A 19,880-nucleotide genomic window follows, 5' to 3' on the forward strand; every position below is an offset into this window, starting at 1 on the left:
GCGTGGCGCATAACGCTCAACCGGCGATCAGCTTCAGGCCCGCCGGCAGCGACTCGCCGAATACGCGGCCTTCGTCGGCGTTATCGAGTTCCACGGTCTCGCTCACCATCGTGATCCACGCGCGCGGCGCGTTGGCCGCTTCCAGCCGGCGCACCACCGCCTCGCGCGCGGCGTCGGGCAAGTCGCGCGAACGGTCGCCGGTCATGCGGGCGATCTGCACGGCGGCGAACGCGGCGGGATCGACCTTCTTCCAGTCGAGCGCGAGTATCGCGTCGAGCCAGCGCCCGGCGACCTCCGGCGGCACCACGCCATGCGCGCTGCCATAGAACGGCCGCCGTGCGCCGATACGGCCCACCGCCCACCAGCCTTGATGATTTTCGGCGGGCTTCTTCAGCCGCGTCAGCACCGATTCGCCGAGTTCGATCTTGCGTTCGACGGGAATGCGTTCGAGCGACGCGCTCAGCCGGAGCATGTCGGGAAAGCCGGTTCTGGACACGTCGAACGGCAGCTTGTGGCGCGATTGCGCGGCCGTTTGCAGATACGCCATCGCGTCGAGCACGCGCAGTTGCGCGCTTTCGTCGAGACCGCCCGCGGCGCGGCGCCACAGCGTCCACCATTCCGACCACACCTGGCTCTCGTTGACGTACTGAATGCCGTCGTCGAACAGCGACCACAGTTGCTCGACGCGCCATGCGTCGAGCGGATAGCCGAAGCCAGGCCGCACGCAATAGCCGGCGAGATTCAGCCATAGCCGTTCGTGATCCGCCGAGCGCCGCCGACGCCGCGCGCGTTCCCACAGCGCGCCGAACAGTTCGCGCAGCAGCGCGCTGTCCCAGCTCTCGCGCGGGCCGAGCAGTTGTTCGAGCTGCGCGCGCAGCCGCCTGATTTCCTTCGGGCCGACGTTTTGCGAACGCGAGCCGAAGCTGCGGTCGATATGGTCGATCGCTTCATCGAGCGAGGGATGCCGGGTCTCGCTCGCATCGCCGGCCAGATTCACCTGCGCGTCCTCGCGGCGCAACTGGAATTCGAGCAGCCAGCGCTGCGCGGGATGGTCGAGTTCGATGCAGTGGACTTCGAGCGTGCCGACTTCGGTGAGCGAGGTCGCGATGCGCACCGCGGTTTCGCGCGCGGTGCGGGTGCCGGTGCTGGTGCTGGTGCTATCGCGGGCTTGATCGCGCGGCTGCACGATCGTCGCGATGGGCGGCAGGCGAATGAAATCGCCGTCCGCCAGATCGATCAGTTGGCCGGCTTGATACACCGTGTCCGCGCTCGACGAAACCAGGTGAAAACGCACCGGATGCCCGAGACGCAGCGCGAAGGTACGCTGCTCGATCAGGATTTCGTGGCCTTCCTCGGTGCCGCGCGGCAGCAGGCAGATGCCGCGTGGCGTAGCGTCGGCGCCGCGCTTGCCGTCGCCCGTTTCGTCGAGCACGAGGAAGTAGCTGCGCGGCGAACCGCCGCCGATCTTCGGCGCGCCGCCCGCGCGGGCCAGCGCGTAAGCGACCGCGCCGCGCGCCACGGCGACGTCCGGGTTGTCGTTGTGCAGCACGTTGAGCGGCTCGCCGCGCCACGCGCCTAGTGTGTCGGCGAGGCGTCGCGTCAGCGCTTCGGCGCGGAATACGCCGCCGTTCAGCAACAGCGTGTCGGGCACCGGCAAGGACGCGTCAGAATCGGTGGAAGCGGCGCGACCTAGCGCCTTGCGCGACTGCGCCGCGAAGCGGCTCAGGAATGCCGCGATATGACGCGTGACGGCGGCATCGGTGGCGTAAGGCAGACCGAACTCGACGATCGCGCCGCGCGGCCTGCCTGGCCGTTCGCTCGACGCCACCGCCGGGAAAAAGCCGTCGACGATGATCTGCTCGACTTCGTCACGCGTAAGCTGCGCGGTGCGCGCGCCGCCGATCAGTTTCGAGCCCGCGCCGAGCAGCGTGATGGAGGCGGAATCGGGCGCTTGCGGGCCGAGCAGTTGTTCCTTCGCGGCGCGGCAACGCTCGACTAGTTGGGAGAGGCTGGCTGCCGACAGGCGCTTGCGCTCGTTGTTGGCGCTGGCGCTGCTGCGGCTGCTCTCGATCGCGTTGCTGCCGCCGCTGCCGCCGGCGTTGCCGCGATTCACGCCATCGCCGCTGCGGTCGCCGGCATTGCCGCGGTTTCCGCCGTCGCCATCGCCACGACTTCCACCGTCGACGCCAGATAGCCGCATCTCGACGCGATGCGCGAGCGCCAGATCCATGTTGTCGCCGCCGAGCATCAGATGATTGCCCACGCCGATGCGCGTGAGTTCGGGCTCGGCGTTCTCAGGCAGGTTCACTTCGATCAGCGTCAGATCGGTGGTGCCGCCGCCCACGTCGCAAATCAGCACGAGCCGCGTGTCGGCGAGTTCGGCCGCAAGCCGCTCGCGGTGATGAAACAGCCAGTCGTAGAACGCGGCTTGCGGTTCCTCCAGCAGCCGCAAGCCTGGCAGACCCGCCATGCGCGCCGCTTCCACGGTGAGCGCCCGCGCGCCTTCGTCGAAGGAAGCCGGCACCGTGAGCACCACGTCCTGATGTTCGAGCGGCGCTTGCGCAAAGCGCTGGTTCCAGGCCGCGCGCACGTGCGCGAGATAGCTCGCGCTGGCCTCGACCGGCGAGACCTTGAGGACGTCGTCGGCGGCGCCCCACGGCAGGATGGGCGCGACGCGGTCCACCGACGCATGCGACAGCCAACTCTTGGCGCTCGCCACCAGCCGCCCCGGCACCTGGCCGCCGAGCGTGCGCGCGAGCCGGCCGATCACGACCGGCGATTGCGCCGCCTTACCGTCGCCGCCGTGCCCGCCGCTCGCCGCGCGCTCCGCCGTCGCCGTCGCTGTCGCCGTCGCCGTCGCTGTCGCCGTCCAGGGCAATTGCAAATCGCCCGCGTCCAGTTCGCCCGCCGCCACGTGATAGCGCACCGAGGGCAGAAGCGGCCGCGCGGCCACTTCCCCCGGACTCACCAGTTGCTCGATCTCGAACACGCGAATCGGCTCCGACGCGTTGCCCGCCTCCGCGTAGGCGAGCACCGTGTTGCTGGTGCCGAGATCGATGCCGACCTTGTACCGCTTCATCTTAGTCATGCATTGGCGTTGCCGCGCACGTCGAATTCGACTTTCCAGCGCTCGTCGGTGCCGCGCGGCATCGCTTCCAGTTCGAGCGTGCCCGCCTCGGTGACGCGCGCATGCAGCTTCACCGGCACGACTTCACCGGCGGTGCGGCCCGCGGCCGGCAGCGTCGCCTGGATTTCCTCGAGTTCCTGCAATTCCTCCGGGCCCCAGAAATCGAGCAGCGTGCCCACCTGATCCTGACGACGCACCGACGAACCGAAGAAGCGGAAGTGCACCGGCTCGCCGACCACGAGGCCGAATTCCTGCGCGGGCAACTCGGCCTCGGTGCCTTCCTCCATGCCGAAGGGCGCCACGCACAGCGCCTGCACCGGCGGTTCGAGTCCCGGCACGGCGGGCATCGCCGATTCGATCGCGATGTAATACGCGCGCGCCGTGCCGCCGCGAATCCGCACGCCCCGGCCGCGCCGCACATAGCCGTAATAGGCCGCGCCGCGCGCGACGGCGAGGTCGAGGTCGGCGCCTTCCAGAAGCCGCGCGGGCGCCGCGCCTTCGGCCGCGAGCCAGTTGTTGAGCGTGCCCATGATCCGCTCGACCAGCAGCGGCGACTTGAACACGCCGCCGTTGAACAGCACGGCGGTGGGATGCAGGAAGCTCGCGTCTTGCGCGCCCGGGGTTGCGTTTGCGTTTGCGTTTGCGGCGGCGTCGCGCAGTCCTTCGAGTTCCGCCAGCGCGCCCACCTGACGGCCGAGGAACGCCGCCAGATGCCGCGTGATGCCCGCGTCCTGCGCATACGGCAGGCCGAGTTGCGTCAGACCGGCGCGCGCGCGGCTCACCGGCCGCGCCGCGCTGTCCACCTGCGGGAAAAAGCCTTCGAGGATGGTTTGCGTCAACTCGGCGCGCGTGAGTTCGGTGCGGATCGATCCGCCGATCAGCTTCGAGCCGCGGCTCGGCACGACGAGCGGCACCGTGTCGGTCGCCGGATCGCTGAGCAGCGTTTCCTTGGCCGAGCGGCATGCATAGGTGAGGGCGCGCAGTTGCCACGCGTCGGCCTGGGTGCCTTGCGCCGCGAGCTTGCGCGCGACGCCGTGCGCGAGCGCGAGGTCCATGTTGTCGCCGCCGAGCAGAATGTGCTCGCCGACCGCCACGCGATGCAGTTCGAGATTGCCCTCGCGCTCGATCACCGCGATCAGCGAGAGGTCGGTGGTGCCGCCGCCCACGTCCACCACGAGGATGATGTCGCCCACCTCGACCTGCTTGCGCCACTGGCCGCCGCTCTTCTGGATCCAGCTATAGAGCGCGGCTTGCGGTTCCTCCAGCAGCGTCATGCGGCCGTAGCCGGCGGCCTCGGCGGCTTCGGCGGTGAGCTCGCGCGCGGCCGGATCGAACGACGCGGGAATCGTCACCGTGATGTCCTGCTGCGCGAAGGGCGCGTCGGGGTGCGCGTGGTCCCAGGCTTCGCGCAAGTGCGTCAGATAGCGCACCGAGCTTTCGAGCGGCGAGACGCGCGCGACTTCGGGCGGCGCGTCGTTGGGCAGAATCGCCGCGCGCCGGTCGACGCCCGGATGGCACAGCCAGCTTTTGGCGCTCGACACGAGCCGGATCGGCGTGGCCGCGCCGCGGCCGCGGGCGAACTCGCCGACCGCGAACTCGCGCTCGCCGGTCCACGGCAGATGGAGGTCGCCCGAACTCAGTTCGTCGGGATGCGGCAGATAGAGGAACGAGGGCAGCAGGTCGAGATTGTCGATCGCGCCGGGTCCGGTGAGCTGCGCGATCGGCAGCACGCCCTCGCTGGTTTGCTCGCCGTCGCTCGCGGCGGTGTCCACATACGACAGCGCGCAGTGCGTGGTGCCCAGGTCGATGCCGATCGCGTAGCGTGGTTCGCGTGCGTCGCTCATAGCTCCACCTCGGCCGGGGCGATCACCTTCGCGTTGTGGCTGTCCGTGAGCTTCGGCAGACGCACTTCGTCGACCCGCCAGCCCCGGTGGCTGATGCTGCCGCTAAACGGCGCGCGGCCCACCACATTGCCGGTCAGGCGGATCGCGCTCGCGTCGAAACCTTCGGCCAGCGTGACGCGGCTGCCTTCGGCTTCGTCGCGGATCGGAAGGATCGTGAAGTGCTCGCGCAGCGTCGCGCGGCAGCCTTCGTGCACGAGGCGCGCCGCCACGCCGATGTCGGCGTCGCTGTAATGCTTGATGTCTTCCTCGACGAAATCGATGAAGCGCGCGTCGCGTTGCAGCAGGCCGAGCAATTGCAGCGCGGCGTCGGGGCTGGCTTCTTTCAGCGTGGGCGCGGGTTGCGGCGCGGGCGTGGGAGCGGGCGTGGGCATGGACGCAGCGGCGGCGGGCGGTGTGCTCGCGGCCGCCTCTCCGTTACGCAGACGCAGCACCCCGGCGGCGAATTCGCCGTCGCCGAGAATGCGGAAGAACGTGCTGACGGCAAGTGAAATCCTGCCGAGGAAGGATGGGTTCGAATCGGTCATCAATGCTCCTGAGTGGCTCTGTTCGAGGACGAGCTGTCCTGGCTGCGCCGCACGCCACGGGCCTGAAATACGGACGGGCAGTCGTCATGCGCGTTGGCGAAGGTCGGCGGCACGGCGGCCGCCGAGGTGTGGGTTTGCGGTTGCTTCATCCAGAATCGCGGCGCGCTTCGCGCGCGCGAAACCCGTATTTTGCCTTGTGACGCGCCGAACGCGGGCAAAGCCCGCGAATCGAGCGTCCAATGCGCAGGGATTGGCGGATCGGAAGGGCCGGTTTTCAGACTGCGTCGGTTGGGTGTTTGCGCGCTTTTCACCCGCTTTGCCTCGTTTTTGCCCGCTTCAACGTTCTCACCGCTCACCGTTTCCACGAAGACGTGATTCACACGCCGTGCGGCCCGAACTCCGCGACCACCTGATCGATGAACGTGCGCAGTTTCGGCGTGGCGCGGCTCGCCGGAAAGACCAGATGCATGGGCCGCGCCGGGGCTTCGTAGCCGTCGAGCAGCCGCATCAGCCGGCCCGCCGCCAGTTCGTCGCGCACTGCCACCTCGGGCGCGAGCATCACGCCGCCGTCGTTGAGCGCCGCGGCGAGCAGCGCCTTCACGTCGTTGGCCTGAAAGCGACCCGAGACCGGCACCGCGTGTTCACCGCGCGCATCCGCGAAACGCCATTCGCTCGCCACCGGCAAGCTCGTGAAGATGAAGCCCATGCAGTCGTGTCCGGTCAGCGCTTGCGGCGTGTCAGGCGTGCCGTGCCGCGCCAGATAGCCCGGCGACGCGCACACCACCAAACGGTACGGCATCAGGGGCCGCGCGATCAGCGACGAATCCGCGAGCGGCCCCAGCCGAATCGCCGCCTCATACCCTTCGTCGATCAGATCGACGAAGCGGTCGGTGAGCGTCAGTTCCACCCGCACCTCGGGATGAGCCTGGAGATAGCGCGCGATCATCGGCGCGAGACAGCAGGCGCCGAACGTAACCGGCGCGGTGATGCGCAAGCGCCCGCGCGGCGACGCCGACAGTTCCTGCGCGACGGCTTCGGCCGCTTCGGCATCCGCGAGCAGCGCCTTGCAGCGCTCGTAGAAAATCCGGCCGATCTCGGTCAGGCTCTGGCGCCGTGTGGTGCGGTTGATGAGACGCGCGCCGACGCGTTCCTCCAGCGTGCTCACATGCTTGCCGGCCATCTGCGACGAGATGCCGAACGCAAGCGCCGCCGCCGCGAACGAGCCGCTATCGGCCGTTTTGACGAACACGGCCATGCTGGTCAAACGGTCCATCATTCCCTACCCATGTTTTCGACAGTCGTCGAATTATGCCGATTTATCCCGTTGAAGTTTTGAATCATAGTGTGTCTCACCGCTGAGCGTGCGCTCGACGGCGCAATCCCAAACCTGCAACGGAGTGTGAAACATGAAGATAGGCTTTCTCGGCGCGGGCTTCATGAGCCGCGCGCTGGCGACCCTCGCCCGGCAAAACGGCCACGAGGTCATGCTCAGCAATTCCCGCGATCCGCGGACCTTGATCAGCACGGCGGCGGCGACCGGCTGCGCGCTCGGCACCGCGCAAGAGGCGGCGACGTTCGGCGAGGTGGTGGTGGCGGCGGTGCCGTTCAGCAGCATTCATGCGCTGCCGGCGGCGGCGCTCGACGGCAAGATCGTGATCGACACCTGCAACTACTATCCGCAGCGCGACGGCCAGATCGAGGCGCTCGACACGCGCGCCACGACCACCAGTCAGTTGCTCGCCGCCGCATTGCCGGGCGCGAAAGTGGTGAAGGCCTTCAGCGCGATCCTGGCGAAAGACCTGGAAACGCACGGCAAGCCGGCCGGCACGCCGAAGCGCCGCGCGCTGCCGCTCGCCGCCGACGACGAGCCGGCCAAGCGCGTGGTGAGCGCGCTAGTCGATCAGTTCGGCTTCGATCCGGTGGATGCCGGAGCGCTCGCGGACAGTTGGCGCTTGGAGCGCGCGAAGCCGGTGTACTGCATCGCGCTGGACCGCGCGGGGCTGCTCGAAGGCCTGGCGGCGGCGCAGCGGGAGGTGGAGTTGCCGCATGGGTCGTGGCGGCATTGATCGAAGCACAGGCGCCCGGCTGTCCCGCTCAGAACGACGTGCCGATCTGAAACTGGAACCGCTGATACTTGTCGTTCGCATGCTTGACGATCGGGAACCCCATCGACAGCTTGAGCGGGCCGATTGGCGAGATCCATTCGAGGCCGGCGCCGTAGCTGTAGCGCAAGCCGTTGGCGCCGGTGCTGTTGCCTTCGTTGCCCCACACGTTGCCCGCATCGAGGAACGTGAAGACACGCAGTGTCCGGTCCCATCCGCTGCCCGGCAACGGGAACGTCATCTCGACGTTGGCCACCACCATGCGCGAGCCGCCGATCGGGTCGTCGGTCGTCTTGTCTCGCGGACCCAGCGAGCCTGATTCGTAACCGCGCACCGAGCCGATGCCGCCCGAGTAGTAATTCTTGAAGATCGGATACGCCTTGCCGGCGAAGCCGTTGCCGTAGCCGCCCTGCAAATTGAGCCCGAAAATGAAGCCGCGCGAGAACGAGTAGTAATACTGCGCCTGCACGTCCGCCTTGTAGTACTGCGTGCCGCCCGCGGGTGTGCCGACCTCGCCGTTGCTCTGCACGAAGTACCCGCGGCTCGGTACCAGCGCGCTGTCGCGATTGTCGCGCGCCCAGCCCACCGTGACGGGCACGTTGTTCACCACGCGGCCGAATTCGTTGACGTAATCCTTGTAGCTCTGGGGCGTATCCGAATCGATGTTGAAACGGTCCTGCTCGAAACCGACGCCGAAATAGACGGTGTCGGCTTCCGAAAAAGGAATGCCGAACTTGAGGTCCGTGCCCACCGAGATGATGCGGAAACTCGTGTCGGAGTAGTTGTAGAGCGGATAGCTGGTGCGGTAATAGATGTCGGAGATCCGCTTGATGCCGTCCACCGTGAAGTACGGATCGGTTTGCGTGACGGACAAGGTGCGGTAGGTCTTCGCGGTGTTGATGCTCACGCCGAGACTCGTGCCCGAACCGAACACGTTCTCCTGCGAGACGCCTGCCGAGAGCACCACCTTGTCCGACGACGAGAAGCCCGCGCCGAGCGTGATCGAGCCGGTCGGCTTCTCGCTCACCTTGACGTCCACGTCCACCTGATCGGGCGAGCCTTCGACCGGAATGGTGGTCACGTCGACGTCGGTGAAGTAGCCCAGGCGATTGACGCGTTCCTTCGAGAGCGTGAGACGGTTCGAATCGAACCATGAGCTTTCGAATTGCCGCATCTCGCGGCGCACCACTTCGTCGCGGGTGCGCGTGTTGCCGACCACGTTGACATGGCGCACGTACACGCGGCGGCTCGGGTCCACCTGCAGCGTCAGGTCGACCGTGTGATGCTGCTGGTCGATCTTCGGCAGCGCATTGACGGTGGCAAACGCGTAGCCGTATTCGCCCAGTCTGTCGACCACGGCCTTGGTGGCGGCCTGAAGTTTTTCCGCCGAAAAACGCTCGCCCGCCTTGATGTTCACCAGTTTCATCAGTTCGGCTTCGCGATCGAGCAGGTTGCCCGCCAGCTTGATCGAGGAAATCGTATACGGCTCGCCCTCGTGCAGCGTCACCGTGAGATACATGTCCTTCTTGTCCGGCGTGAGCGACACCTGGGTCGACTCGATATTGAATTCCAGGTAGCCGCGATTCAGGTAATACGACCGAACGTGCTCGAGGTCGCCTGTGAGTTTGTCTTTCGCGTACAGGTCGTTCTTCGTGTACCACGAGAACCAGTTCGGCGTGGAGAGCTGCATCTCGTCGCGCAGCGCATCGGTGCTGAATACCGTATTGCCGATGAAGTTGATCTGGCGGATCTTCGCGCTCGGGCCCTCGGCTACCGAGAACAGCACCGCGACCCGGTTGCGGTCGATCGGCGTGATGGTGGTGACGACTTCGGCGGCGTAGAAGCCGCGCGTCAGGTACTGGCGCTTCAGTTCCTGTTCGGCCTTCTCGACCAGCGCCTTGTCGTAATAGCGGCCTTGCGACAAACCGACCGCGCCCAGCGCCTTGGTCAGATTTTCCTTGTCGAACTCGTGAATGCCGGCGAAGTCGATCGTGCCGAACGCCGGACGCTCCTGAACATAAACGATGACGACGCCGCCCTCGGTCGAGATCCGCACGTCGTTGAAGAAGCCCGTGGCATACAGTGCGCGAATGGCTTCGGAGGCCTTGTCGTCATTGAACATCTCGCCTTTCTTGATCGGCAGGTACGCGAACAGGGTGCCGGGTTCGACGCGCTTCAGTCCCTCGATGCGGATGTCCTGCACCACGAGCGGCTGCACGGCATGGGCCGGCGCGCTCGAAAGCGAAATGCCGGCGAGCGACAGCGCGCCCGCGATACGGCTCGTTAAAGCTTGAAGATTCATCTTGGGCTTTCAGTCCTGATGCAGCGCGCGCAGCGCGGATGAGAACGCACGAACGCAAGCGATGCATTCGAACGAGGGTCCATGCCTCTGGAAACCGCGAAGTATAGGGACGTGCCTGCCGCGCGGCGTTACTCAAAACTTTCGGCGCCTTAGCGGTAACGAGGTGGGTAATCCGTCGATGACCACGTGGCCGCGCGTGGCGGCGCTAGCCATCGAAATACTGCGTTACAGAAGCTAATGAAGCGTAGGGCGCGCGTAACCCAGCGGCGTGCTTGCACTGCTATCGTCAAATCGTCGATTCCGCTACCCGCGTAACGCGATCTGGAGAAACGGTCATGATTGAATTCTTTTCACCCGCCGTGCTGGCGGCGGTCTTGCGCGTCAGTTCGTCGCCGATCTTTTCGGTACGCCTCGCCACGGCGTCGCCGCTCAAGCCGCGCGACGCACAGGCTCGCGCGGTCGGCTGCGCGAGCCGGCCCCGCGCCGCGCACGAGGGCACGGGCCGTGTCTGATACGCCGACCTTCATGCTGAATTCGATCAGCGACATGCAGTTGACGGCGGACGGTCAATACCTGCTGATTCACGGCAATCAACCCACGGCGGCGTTGCACCGATCGGTCCTCAACGATCTGCTGGTGGCGCTGCCCAATGCGATCGAGCACGCCGACCGCGTGATTCACAACAATCAGGAGATGGGCTTCGCGCTGCACTGCCAGGGCTGGGAAGTCGGCCGGCTCAACGGCATGGAAATGGTGGTGATCCGCTTCCGGCTATCGGGCAACGCGGGGCTGTCGTTTTCGTTGCCGTCCGAGCAGATTCCTTATTTATTGCAAGCGCTCGGCGGCGCGGCGGGCGTGGGCGAGTTTCGTTCCAACGACGCCACGTTGCAGTAAATCGTGCGCGCACCCCGGCTTCCAGCCAGGCTTCGGTCCCGGCTTCTTCCCGCGGCGTTGCGTCCATCATTCTTTCCGATACTTGCCTGTTTTGATATTACCCCGTGTTTTTCAGCGTCAACGTCCGCGGTTGAGGCCGCTCGTTTCATTCATGCTGTGCGCGGCGGGATACGTGCCACTTGCCAGCCACGCGCAACTGACGGGCGGCGCCGCGCTTGCCGAATCGCTCGACGGCGTCTGGGGTCTGCGGCTCGCGCCGCAATTGAGCGAGCAGCCGCTGCGGCCGGGCGACGAACCCGCCATCTCGGCGATGGCCGATTCGGCGACCGCCACCACCGGCACGGACCTCTCGCTGAAAGGGCAGGCACAGTTGCGGCGTTACGGCTCCAGCGTCGCGGGCGATGCGCTGCATTACGACCTCGATAGCGACAAGGCCGACGCCTACGGCCACGCGCGGCTGGTCAACAACGGCAACGTCTTCGACGGGCCGGACGCGCACTTTTACGTCGAAGCGAACGAAGGCTACATCAGCGTGCCGAAGTACCGGTTTCACCTGACGGGCGGCTGGGGCAGCGCGCAACGCATCGATCTGCTCGATCGCGAGCGCACCGTCGTTCATCACGGCACCTATAGCACCTGCCTGTGCGAATCGGTTCCGGCCTGGTATCTGAAGGCATCCGAGTTCGACATCGACAGCGGCAACGACGAAGGCATCGCCCGCAACGGCGTGCTGTTTTTCCAGGGCGTGCCGCTGCTGGCGAGTCCGTGGCTGTCGTTTCCGTTGTCCGGCGCGCGGCGCAGCGGTTTTCTGCCGCCGACGTTTTCGGTCAGCTCGACCAACGGTGTCGACGTCGCATTGCCGTATTACTTCAACCTCGCGCCGAATTACGATCTGACGCTGACGCCTCGCGTCATGTCGAACCGGGGCGCGATGTTGACGGCGGACTATCGTTATCTCCAGCCGAACGCTTCGGGTTCGATCTCGCTCGCGTGGCTGCCGCACGATGCGATCACCGGAACGGATCGTTACTCGATCGCGGTGAATCAGAACTGGAAGCTGGACTCGGGGTGGGGCGCCTACGTGAACTACAACCGCGTGTCGGATTCGACGGTGGCGACCGATCTCGCCTCGGGCGTGGCGTTTCCGACCAGTTCCACCACGCTGTATCAGCAGGAAGCCGGGCTCACCTACTCGAACGGGCCGTGGAGCGTGCTCGCTCGCGAGCAGCGCTGGCAGGCTTTCGCGAACGACTCCACCTATAACCGCGAGCCGCAGGTCAATGTCCGTTATGCGCGCTACGACGTCGGCGGTTTCGACTTCGGCGCCGAAGCGGACGCCACGCGCTTCACGATCGCGTCGTCGGACATGACGCAAGGCAACCGTTTCGTTTTCAACCCTTACGTGAGCTATCCGATCGAGCGTCCGGGCTGGTTCCTCACGCCGAAACTCGCCTGGCATTTCGCCGCCTACGACCTGACGTCGATCGGATCGGACGTGCCCGCGGGCGAGCCGAAGTCGTTCAGCGTGAACGTGCCGACCTTCAGCCTCGACTCGGGCATGCGCTTTGAACGAAGCGTGCGGCTGTTCGGGCAGTCGTATATCCAGACGCTCGAACCGCGGCTTTTCTACGTCTATACGCCTTACCGCGATCAGTCGTTCGTGCCGCTGTTCGATACCGCCACAGCCGATTTCGGGCTCGCGGAACTGTTCATGCCCAACAGTTTCGTCGGCAATGACCGCGTGTCCGACGCGAACCGCGCCACGGCGGCATTGACCACGCGTTTCATCGACCCCGCGAGCGGCGACGAGCGCGCGCGCTTCATCCTCGCGCAGCAGTACGATTTCACCACGCCGCACGTGACGCTCGGCACCGGCGACCGGATCGCCACCGTCGCGCGCACGAGCGTGATTGCCGGTGCGTCGTACAAGCTGGGTCCGGGCTTCTCGGCGGAACAGGCGGTGGAGTACAGCCAGGCCAATCACTACCTCACCCACGCGGAAGCCGGGTTCGGCTGGGCGCCGGGCGCGCGCCAGGTGCTGAACGTCGCGTATCGCTATACGCGCGCCAACAGCACGCTCGATTATCAGCGGGTCAATCAGTTCATCGTCTCGGGGCAATGGCCGCTCGCGCGCAACGTGGTGAGCGTGGCGCGGGTGAATTACGACATGAGCGCGCATCGGCTGATCGCGGGCCTACTGGGGCTTCAGTACGACGCGGACTGCTGGTCGCTAGGCGTGGCGTTCGAGAAGTACACCAATGCGACCGGTTCGGGCGCATCGCCCAGCACCGGCACGCGCGTGATGATGCAGCTTCAGCTCAAGGGCTTGTCGCAGGTCGATAACGGCTTGCTCAATCAGTTCCGCGCGAATGTACCGGGTTATACGCCCGCCACGACCGTGACCGAGCCGGTGTCGCGCTTCAGCGATTACCCATGACGTGAAGTGTTTTTCGCGCGCCGGCGCGCGCACGGCCAGCCCCGCTTTCAGCCCGCCTCACTTCAATAGCTTTACTCCAATCGATATGAAAATTCATCGTTTGGCCCGCGCTTCGCGCGTCGCTACGATAGCCCGCTTGCCCACCACGCACCGCCGCCATGATGAACTCGCGCAAGCCCCAGCCGGATCCGCCGCCGTCGCGCGGCCGTCGTCGCCTGCTCGGCGGTCTCGCGGCCGGCGGTCTCGCCGCTTCGCAGGTTGCGGCGGCCGCTGAACTGCTGCGGCCGCTCGACGTCGCGCCGTGGAGCCGCACGCCCGGCGCGCCGACACTCGAACATCCGTATGGCGTGCCGTCGCCGCGCGAGGCGAACGTCGTGCGGCGCAGCGCGCGCGCATGGCCGCTGCCGGGCGCGGCGTCGTCGATGACGCCGCTCGCCGACCTGCACGGCACGCTCACGCCCAACGGACTCGTCTACGAGCGGCATCACGGCGGCGTGCCCGACATCGATCCCGAGCAGCATCGGCTGGCGCTTCATGGCCTCGTGCGCGCACCGAAGCTGTTCACGATGGACGACCTGCTGCGCCTGCCGTCCGAATCGCGGATTCACTTTCTCGAATGTTCGGGCAATACCGGCAGTGAATGGAATGGGCCGAGCGGTTTGCCCGTGCAACTCACGCATGGCTTGCTGTCGTGCTGCGAATGGACCGGCGTGCGTTTGTCGACCTTGCTCGAAGAAACGGGCGGCCTGTCGAACCCGCTCAAGCCCGAAAGCGGCTGGCTCCTGGCGGAAGGCGCGGACGCCGCCGCGATGACACGCAGTTTGCCGCTCGAACGGATACTCGATAGCGCATTGGTGGTGTACGCGCAAAACGGCGAGCGCTTGCGCCCGGAAAACGGTTATCCGTTGCGCCTGATCGTTCCCGGCTTCGAGGGCAACACGAATGTGAAGTGGCTGCGCCGGCTGAAGGTGGTCGACGCGCCGTTGCAAACGCGCGAGGAAACGTCGAAGTACACGAGCCTGCTCGCGAACGGCAGCGCGCGTCAGTTCGCGTTCGAGATGGATGCGAAGTCGGTCATCACGCGGCCTTCGCCGGGACATCGGCTCAGCACGCACGGCTATTACCCGATCACGGGGCTCGCGTGGTCCGGGCGCGGCACGATCCGCAAGGTCGAGGTCTCCACCGACAGCGGCGCGACCTGGCAGTTAGCGCGCCTGGACGGCCCCGTGGCCGATCGCGCGCTCACGCGCTTTCAGGCCGACTGGCGCTGGAACGGCGGCCCCGCCGCGCTGCTTTCGCGCGCCACCGATTCGACCGGCTACGTGCAACCGACGCGCGCCGAACTCGTCGCCGCGCGCGGCCTGAATTCGCAGTACCACTACAACGCGATCCAGCAATGGCGCGTCGGCGAAAACGGCGAGGTGCGCAATGCCTGAGAAGCGGTTCGGCGCGAACGGTGTGTTGCGGATGCGGGTGCAAACTGGGTTGCGAACGAGGGCGCGCGTTCGGCTCGCCGCATCGCTAGCGCTTTTGGCGCTTGCGTCCTGTGCGTCGATCTCGCCTGACGCGCGCAATTCAACCACGACCCACGACATCGGCACGCCGCTCAGCGACTCGCAGCTCGCCGCGTGGGACATCGACGTCGCGCCGGATGGCCGCGGCTTGCCTGCGGGCAGCGGCGACGTCTCGACGGGCGCACGGGTCTTCGCCGCCCAATGCGCGGCATGCCACGGCGCGCGAGGCGAGGGCGGTCTCGGCGACCCGCTGGCGGGCGGCCACGGCACGCTCGCGAGCGCGAAACCGAAGCGCACGGTCGGCAGCTACTGGCCCTACGCGACCACGCTGTTCGACTATATCCGCCGCGCGATGCCGTATAACGCGCCCGAATCGCTGTCCGCCGACGAGGTGTATGCGGTGAGCGCGTTCCTGCTGAATCAGAACGGCATCGTGCCGGCGAACACGCGGCTCGATGCGGCGTCGCTGCCGCGCGTGGTCATGCCCAATCGCGACGGCTTCGTGCCCGATCCGCGGCCTGGGCGACTGTGACGCGTGACGGCGGACCCACGGACCCGCGCATTGGGGCCGCGGCCGCGGAGGCATCCAACGTGCTATCGCGGTCCGCCTCGCGTTAAAGCAACGGGTTTATCACTTCAGCAGATAACCGTATCGGATTTCCTTCGTTGTGCCCGGGCCTTCGCGCCAGTAAATTCTTCTGACTACGCCTTCGACGGCGTCCTCCGAACAGATTCGACGAAGAGTTTCCTGTGACGACTGCCTTTGCACCCGACCTCGACGCGGCCAGCGCCGCCAACCCGCTCCATCCCTCCCGGCGCATCGAGATTCGCGCCTTCGACGGCCCGCTAGGCGCCGAGGTACTCGGCCTCGACCTCGACGAGCCGCTGAGCGACGACGACTTCGCCCGCATCCATCGCGCGCATCTCGATCATCACGTGCTGGTGTTTCGCGATCAGCGCATCACGCCGGATCAGCAGATCGCCTTCAGCCGGCGCTTCGGTCCGCTGCAGATTCATGTGCTGCATCAATTCCAGTTGCCGGGCTATCCCGAGGTGCTGGTGGTCTCGAACATCGTCGAGAACGGCAAGCCGATCGGTCTCGGCGACGCCGGTCATTACTGGCATTCCGATCTGTCGTACAAGGACAAGCCGAGCCTCGGTTCGCTGCTGCACGCGCAGGAGTTGCCCGCGGAAGGCGGCGACACGCTGTTCGCCAACATGCACCTCGCGTGGGACACGTTGCCCGCGCATTTGCGCCGCGCGGTGGAAGGGCGCTTCGCCGAACACACGTATCTCGCGAAGTACGCGGAACTGCAAAAACGCAGCCCGTGGCGGCCCAATCTTTCCGCCGAGCAGATCGCGCAGGTCAAGCCGGTGGTGCAGCCGATCGTGCGCACGCATCCCGAGACCGGGCGCCGCGCGCTCTTCGTCAGCGAGCATTTCACGACTCGCATCATCGGCTTGCCCGAGGACGAGAGCGCGGCATTGCTCGAAGCGATCTTCGCGCATAGCGTGCGCCCCGAGCATCTGTACCGGCATCGCTGGTCCGCGCACGACATGGTGTTCTGGGACAACCGCTCGCTGATGCATCTCGCGGCCGGCACGCCCGACCATCTGCGCCGCAAGCTTTATCGCACGACGATCGAAGGCGACGTGCCGTTCTGACGGCAACGCCGCCCGCCTTGACCTCAATCACACGCTGACCGGAGTTCCGATGCTTGCCAGGTTTCGCCCGACCGCCGCGCGGTCGTTTTTTACCCGACGCTTCACCACGGCCGCCGCGACCGCCACGACACTGCTGGGCTTGTCGATCGGCACTGCGGGATTGACCACGGCCATGCCCGCCCACGCCGAAGGACAGATCCGCGTCGCCGAACAGTTCGGCATCGTCTATCTGCTGCTGAACGTGGCGCGCGATCAGCAATTCGTCGAGAAGGAAGGCCGCAAGCAGGGGCTCGACATCAAGGTCGACTGGGTGAAGCTCTCGGGCGGCGCGGCCATCAACGACGCGCTGCTGTCCGGCGCGGTGGACGTGGCCGGCGCGGGCGTCGGCCCCTTGCTGACCATCTGGGACCGCACGCGCGGCAAGCAGAATGTGAAGGGCGTGGCCTCGCTCGGCAATCTGCCGTACTACCTCGTGAGCAACAATCCCGACGTGAAGACGATCGCCGACTTCACGGAGAAGGACCGCATCGCCTTGCCGGCCGTGAACGTGTCGGTGCAATCGCGCGTGTTGCAGTATGCCGCCGCGAAACGTTGGGGCGACAAGGCGTACAACCGCCTCGACAAATTCACCCAGGCATTGCCGCATCCCGACGCGGCCGCGGCGATCATCGCGGGCGGCACCGAAATCACCGGGCATTTCGGCAATCCGCCGTTTCAGGAGCAGGAACTCGCGGGCAATCCGAAAGCGCACATCGTGTTGAATTCCTACGACGTGCTGGGCGGCCCCAGTTCGGCCACGGTTCTCTACGCCACCGAGAAATTCCGCGACAACAATCCCAAGACGTACCGCGCGTTCGTCGACGCGCTTGCCGACGCCGCGCGCTTCGTCGCGGCGAATCCCGAGGCCGCCGCCGACATCTACATCCGCACGAATCAGTCGAAGATCGACCGCGATCTGCTGCTGAAGGTAATCAAGAATCCGCAGGTGCAATTCAAGGTCGCGCCGCAGAACACGCTCGGGCTCGCGCAATTTATGTATCGCGTCGGCGTGATCAAAAACGAGCCGAAGTCGTGGAAGGATTATTTCTTCGACGACCCGGCGACCGCGGCGGGCAGTTGAGCATGACGCATCTGATTTTTCATCTCGCTGAATATGCATCGGCCCGCGTGGCCGGCTTCGAAGGAGCGCTCTGATGGTGGCCAATCCCACGCTTCTGTTTCCGGAACGCAACGGACAAACTCGCGGCGCGACCAGCGAGCGCTTGCTCGCGGTCGAAAACGTCAACCTCGAATACCGCACTCGCGAGCGTATCGTTCGCGCGACCCATGACGTGAGTTTCGACGTCTACGGCGGCGACCGCTTCGTGCTGCTCGGACCGTCGGGCTGCGGCAAGTCAACCTTGCTCAAGGCGGTGGCGGGCTTCATCGAACCGACCTCGGGCCGCATTTCGCTCGACGGTCAAACCGTGCGCGGGCCCGGCGCCGATCGCATCGTCGTGTTCCAGGAATTCGATCAGTTGCCGCCGTGGAAGACGGTGCTGCAAAACGTCGCCTTTCCACTGCGTGTCGCGAAGAAGCTCTCGCGTGCCGAAGCCAACGAACGCGCGCTGCATTATCTGGAGAAGGTGGGACTGGCTTCGTTCGCTCATGCGTATCCGCATACCTTGTCGGGCGGCATGAAGCAGCGGGTCGCGATTGCGCGCGCGCTCGCGATGCAGCCGCGCGTGCTGCTGATGGACGAACCGTTCGCCGCGCTCGACGCGCTCACGCGCCGCAAGATGCAGGAGGAACTGCTGCGCCTGTGGGACGAGGTGAACTTCACGCTGCTGTTCGTCACGCATTCGATCGAGGAAGCGCTGGTGGTCGGCAACCGCATTCTGCTGCTGTCGCCGCATCCGGGCCGCGTGCGCGCCGAGCTCAACAGCCACCAGTATTCGCAGGACAGTTTCGGGCGCGGCGATTTTCAGCGCAGCGTCGCGCGCATTCATCACCTGCTGTTCGAAGAGACGGAGGCCGCGCAATGAGTTCTCCCGCCACCTCGTTGCCGCCCGTTTTGCCGCCCGCTTTGCCCCCCATTCGCGACGAGTACGAACGTCCCCTCGAACCGCTCGGCGAGCTTGTTTTCGAAGCGCCGTTGCCGTTCGGCAAGCGCCTCCTCGCGCAAGCCTGGCTGCGCAAGACGCTGATCGCGCTGGTGCTGATCGCCATCTGGGAAATCGCCGCGCGCGCGGTCGACAACGATCTGCTGCTGCCGACCTTCGGCGCGACCTTCAGCGCGTTCGTGCAAGGTGTGTGGTCCGGCGAACTGCTGCGCAAGACCGCCGTGTCGATGTCGGTGCTGCTGCGCGGCTATCTGCTCGGCGCCGCGCTCGCCTTCGTGCTGACGTCGCTGGCCGTGTCGACGCGCGTGGGCCGCGATTTTCTGTCGATGCTCACGGCGATGTTCAACCCCTTGCCCTCGATCGCGCTGCTGCCGCTCGCGTTGCTGTGGTTCGGCCTCGGCACCGGCAGCCTGCTGTTCGTGCTGGTGCATGCGGTGCTGTGGCCGCTCGCGCTCAACACGTACTCGGGTTTTCAATCGGTGCCGGCGACGCTGCGCATGACGGGGCGCAACTATGGCTTGACCGGCATGCGCCACGTCCTGCTGATTCTGGTGCCGGCCGCGTTGCCGTCGATTCTCGCGGGACTGCGGGTCGGTTGGGCGTTCGCGTGGCGCACGCTGATCGCGGCCGAACTGGTATTCGGAGCGAGTTCGGGCAGCGGCGGCCTGGGCTGGTACATCTTCCAGAATCGCAACGAGCTTTACACGGACCGCGTTTTCGCGGGGCTCGCGGCGGTGATCGTGATCGGCCTGCTGATCGAGCATCTGGTGTTCGACACGCTGGAGCGCGTGACCGTGCGCAAATGGGGCGTTCAGCACTAGCGGGCACGATTGCTGCGCGCTTGGCCGGATTGGCCGGATTGGCCGGATCGGCCGGGTTGGCGTGCAGGGCGGCTCGAATGTCGAATATTCCAGGGCTATGCCAGGGTTATGTATGACGTGAAGGGGTTTCGATTCCGCCGGGGTGGACTAAGAAGCTGTTGCGAAATTAGTTAAACCAAGGCTTGAGGCGCGTCCAGCAAATCAAGGCGCAAGCTAACGAGAGGAAAGCCTCGTGGATATGGGCGTAGCGTTCATAGCGAATCTTCAGGCGTCGAAACGAGTGAAGCCAGGCAATCGAGCGCTCGACTTGCCAACGCGTTTTGCCGAGTCCGCTGCCATGGGGCGAGCCAATTTTTGCGAGCACGGGCGTGATGCCACGTTCGCGCAAGCGCTGCCGATGTGGCTCGGAACTGTAGCCCCGGTCGCCCTGAACGATTTGCGGCTTGTGCAGGGGACGTCCCCGTTTGCCCCGGATATGTGGAATGGCC

General features: G+C 66.0%; 17 protein-coding genes. 10 read left to right on the plus strand and 7 right to left on the minus strand.

Annotated elements, in window-relative coordinates; all coding sequences use genetic code 11:
* Positions 1-16: 16 nt before the first annotated feature.
* The 5 genes from BUE39_RS31330 to BUE39_RS31350 are packed head-to-tail and all read right to left on the minus strand — an operon-like array spanning position 17 to position 6,828.
* A complete protein-coding gene (locus tag BUE39_RS31330; RefSeq protein ID WP_073432506.1) occupies positions 17-3,088 on the minus strand; it encodes an Hsp70 family protein in 3,072 nt (1,023 codons plus the stop codon).
* Entirely contained in the window at positions 3,085-4,971 is a 1,887-nt protein-coding gene (locus BUE39_RS31335; RefSeq protein ID WP_073432507.1) for an Hsp70 family protein, read from the minus strand. The genes BUE39_RS31330 and BUE39_RS31335 overlap by 4 nt, the downstream gene beginning before the upstream one ends.
* Positions 4,968-5,555 carry a DUF2760 domain-containing protein gene (locus BUE39_RS31340; protein WP_073432508.1) on the minus strand — a complete coding sequence of 196 codons (588 nt, stop codon included), beginning with the start codon at positions 5,553-5,555 and terminating at the stop codon, positions 4,968-4,970. The genes BUE39_RS31335 and BUE39_RS31340 overlap by 4 nt, the downstream gene beginning before the upstream one ends.
* Positions 5,555-5,920: a hypothetical protein gene (locus BUE39_RS31345; RefSeq protein WP_143032030.1), complete on the minus strand. Its 366-nt coding sequence runs from the start codon at positions 5,918-5,920 to the stop codon at positions 5,555-5,557. The genes BUE39_RS31340 and BUE39_RS31345 overlap by 1 nt, the downstream gene beginning before the upstream one ends.
* Before the next feature lie 11 nt (positions 5,921-5,931).
* Positions 5,932-6,828: a LysR family transcriptional regulator gene (locus BUE39_RS31350; protein ID WP_073432519.1), complete on the minus strand. Its 897-nt coding sequence runs from the start codon at positions 6,826-6,828 to the stop codon at positions 5,932-5,934.
* A gap of 133 nt (positions 6,829-6,961) precedes the next feature.
* Between BUE39_RS31350 and BUE39_RS31355 the strand changes: the two genes are divergently transcribed.
* Positions 6,962-7,621 carry an NADPH-dependent F420 reductase gene (locus tag BUE39_RS31355; protein WP_073432510.1) on the plus strand — a complete coding sequence of 220 codons (660 nt, stop codon included), beginning with the start codon at positions 6,962-6,964 and terminating at the stop codon, positions 7,619-7,621.
* A 28-nt stretch (positions 7,622-7,649) separates the two neighbouring features.
* On the opposite strand, the gene bamA is transcribed toward BUE39_RS31355, so the two are convergent.
* Entirely contained in the window at positions 7,650-9,959 is a 2,310-nt protein-coding gene (gene bamA / locus BUE39_RS31360; protein WP_083083766.1) for an outer membrane protein assembly factor BamA, read from the minus strand.
* 335 nt (positions 9,960-10,294) lie between these two features.
* Here bamA and BUE39_RS35015 point away from each other — a divergent pair, with 335 nt between their 5' ends.
* From BUE39_RS35015 to BUE39_RS31400, 9 genes are all read left to right on the plus strand, one after another.
* On the plus strand, positions 10,295-10,471 hold the full coding sequence (locus tag BUE39_RS35015) for a hypothetical protein (RefSeq protein WP_159442609.1): 177 nt from the start codon (positions 10,295-10,297) through the stop codon (positions 10,469-10,471).
* The gene (locus BUE39_RS31365; RefSeq protein ID WP_073432511.1) at positions 10,464-10,853 is read left to right on the plus strand and encodes a hypothetical protein; all 390 of its coding nucleotides are present in this window, start codon (positions 10,464-10,466) and stop codon (positions 10,851-10,853) included. The genes BUE39_RS35015 and BUE39_RS31365 overlap by 8 nt, the downstream gene beginning before the upstream one ends.
* Before the next feature lie 151 nt (positions 10,854-11,004).
* Complete coding sequence (locus BUE39_RS31370; RefSeq protein ID WP_073432512.1) at positions 11,005-13,290, plus strand: LPS-assembly protein LptD; 2,286 nt, start codon at positions 11,005-11,007, stop codon at positions 13,288-13,290.
* A gap of 161 nt (positions 13,291-13,451) precedes the next feature.
* A complete protein-coding gene (gene soxC / locus BUE39_RS31375; RefSeq protein ID WP_073432521.1) occupies positions 13,452-14,726 on the plus strand; it encodes a sulfite dehydrogenase in 1,275 nt (424 codons plus the stop codon).
* Positions 14,727-14,757: 31 nt separating this feature from the next.
* Positions 14,758-15,336 carry a c-type cytochrome gene (locus tag BUE39_RS31380; RefSeq protein WP_073432522.1) on the plus strand — a complete coding sequence of 193 codons (579 nt, stop codon included), beginning with the start codon at positions 14,758-14,760 and terminating at the stop codon, positions 15,334-15,336.
* A gap of 218 nt (positions 15,337-15,554) precedes the next feature.
* Complete coding sequence (locus BUE39_RS31385; protein WP_073432513.1) at positions 15,555-16,469, plus strand: TauD/TfdA dioxygenase family protein; 915 nt, start codon at positions 15,555-15,557, stop codon at positions 16,467-16,469.
* A 49-nt stretch (positions 16,470-16,518) separates the two neighbouring features.
* On the plus strand, positions 16,519-17,589 hold the full coding sequence (locus tag BUE39_RS31390; RefSeq protein ID WP_073432514.1) for an ABC transporter substrate-binding protein: 1,071 nt from the start codon (positions 16,519-16,521) through the stop codon (positions 17,587-17,589).
* A gap of 73 nt (positions 17,590-17,662) precedes the next feature.
* Entirely contained in the window at positions 17,663-18,493 is an 831-nt protein-coding gene (locus tag BUE39_RS31395; RefSeq protein ID WP_073432515.1) for an ABC transporter ATP-binding protein, read from the plus strand.
* On the plus strand, positions 18,490-19,392 hold the full coding sequence (locus tag BUE39_RS31400; RefSeq protein ID WP_073432516.1) for an ABC transporter permease: 903 nt from the start codon (positions 18,490-18,492) through the stop codon (positions 19,390-19,392). The genes BUE39_RS31395 and BUE39_RS31400 overlap by 4 nt, the downstream gene beginning before the upstream one ends.
* 166 nt (positions 19,393-19,558) lie before the next feature.
* Here BUE39_RS31400 and BUE39_RS31405 read toward each other — a convergent pair.
* Positions 19,559-19,880: transposase (locus BUE39_RS31405; protein WP_143169532.1), on the minus strand; the 322-nt coding region annotated here is incomplete at its 5' end.

Source organism: Paraburkholderia terricola (assembly GCF_900142195.1).
GTDB classification, from domain to species: domain Bacteria; phylum Pseudomonadota; class Gammaproteobacteria; order Burkholderiales; family Burkholderiaceae; genus Paraburkholderia; species Paraburkholderia terricola.

What these genes read in the sequence shown, in the direction of transcription:
- BUE39_RS31330 (WP_073432506.1), bottom strand. Translation starts at nt 3,088, where the DNA reads ATGACTAAGATGAAGCGGTACAAGGTCGGCATCGATCTCGGCACCAGC.
- BUE39_RS31335 (WP_073432507.1), bottom strand. Translation starts at nt 4,971, where the DNA reads ATGAGCGACGCACGCGAACCACGCTACGCGATCGGCATCGACCTGGGC.
- BUE39_RS31340 (WP_073432508.1), bottom strand. Translation starts at nt 5,555, where the DNA reads ATGACCGATTCGAACCCATCCTTCCTCGGCAGGATTTCACTTGCCGTC.
- BUE39_RS31350 (WP_073432519.1), bottom strand. Translation starts at nt 6,828, where the DNA reads ATGGACCGTTTGACCAGCATGGCCGTGTTCGTCAAAACGGCCGATAGC.
- BUE39_RS31355 (WP_073432510.1), top strand. Translation starts at nt 6,962, where the DNA reads ATGAAGATAGGCTTTCTCGGCGCGGGCTTCATGAGCCGCGCGCTGGCG.
- bamA (WP_083083766.1), bottom strand. Translation starts at nt 9,959, where the DNA reads ATGAATCTTCAAGCTTTAACGAGCCGTATCGCGGGCGCGCTGTCGCTC.
- BUE39_RS35015 (WP_159442609.1), top strand. Translation starts at nt 10,295, where the DNA reads ATGATTGAATTCTTTTCACCCGCCGTGCTGGCGGCGGTCTTGCGCGTC.
- BUE39_RS31370 (WP_073432512.1), top strand. Translation starts at nt 11,005, where the DNA reads ATGCTGTGCGCGGCGGGATACGTGCCACTTGCCAGCCACGCGCAACTG.
- soxC (WP_073432521.1), top strand. Translation starts at nt 13,452, where the DNA reads ATGAACTCGCGCAAGCCCCAGCCGGATCCGCCGCCGTCGCGCGGCCGT.
- BUE39_RS31380 (WP_073432522.1), top strand. Translation starts at nt 14,758, where the DNA reads ATGCGGGTGCAAACTGGGTTGCGAACGAGGGCGCGCGTTCGGCTCGCC.
- BUE39_RS31390 (WP_073432514.1), top strand. Translation starts at nt 16,519, where the DNA reads ATGCTTGCCAGGTTTCGCCCGACCGCCGCGCGGTCGTTTTTTACCCGA.
- BUE39_RS31395 (WP_073432515.1), top strand. Translation starts at nt 17,663, where the DNA reads ATGGTGGCCAATCCCACGCTTCTGTTTCCGGAACGCAACGGACAAACT.
- BUE39_RS31400 (WP_073432516.1), top strand. Translation starts at nt 18,490, where the DNA reads ATGAGTTCTCCCGCCACCTCGTTGCCGCCCGTTTTGCCGCCCGCTTTG.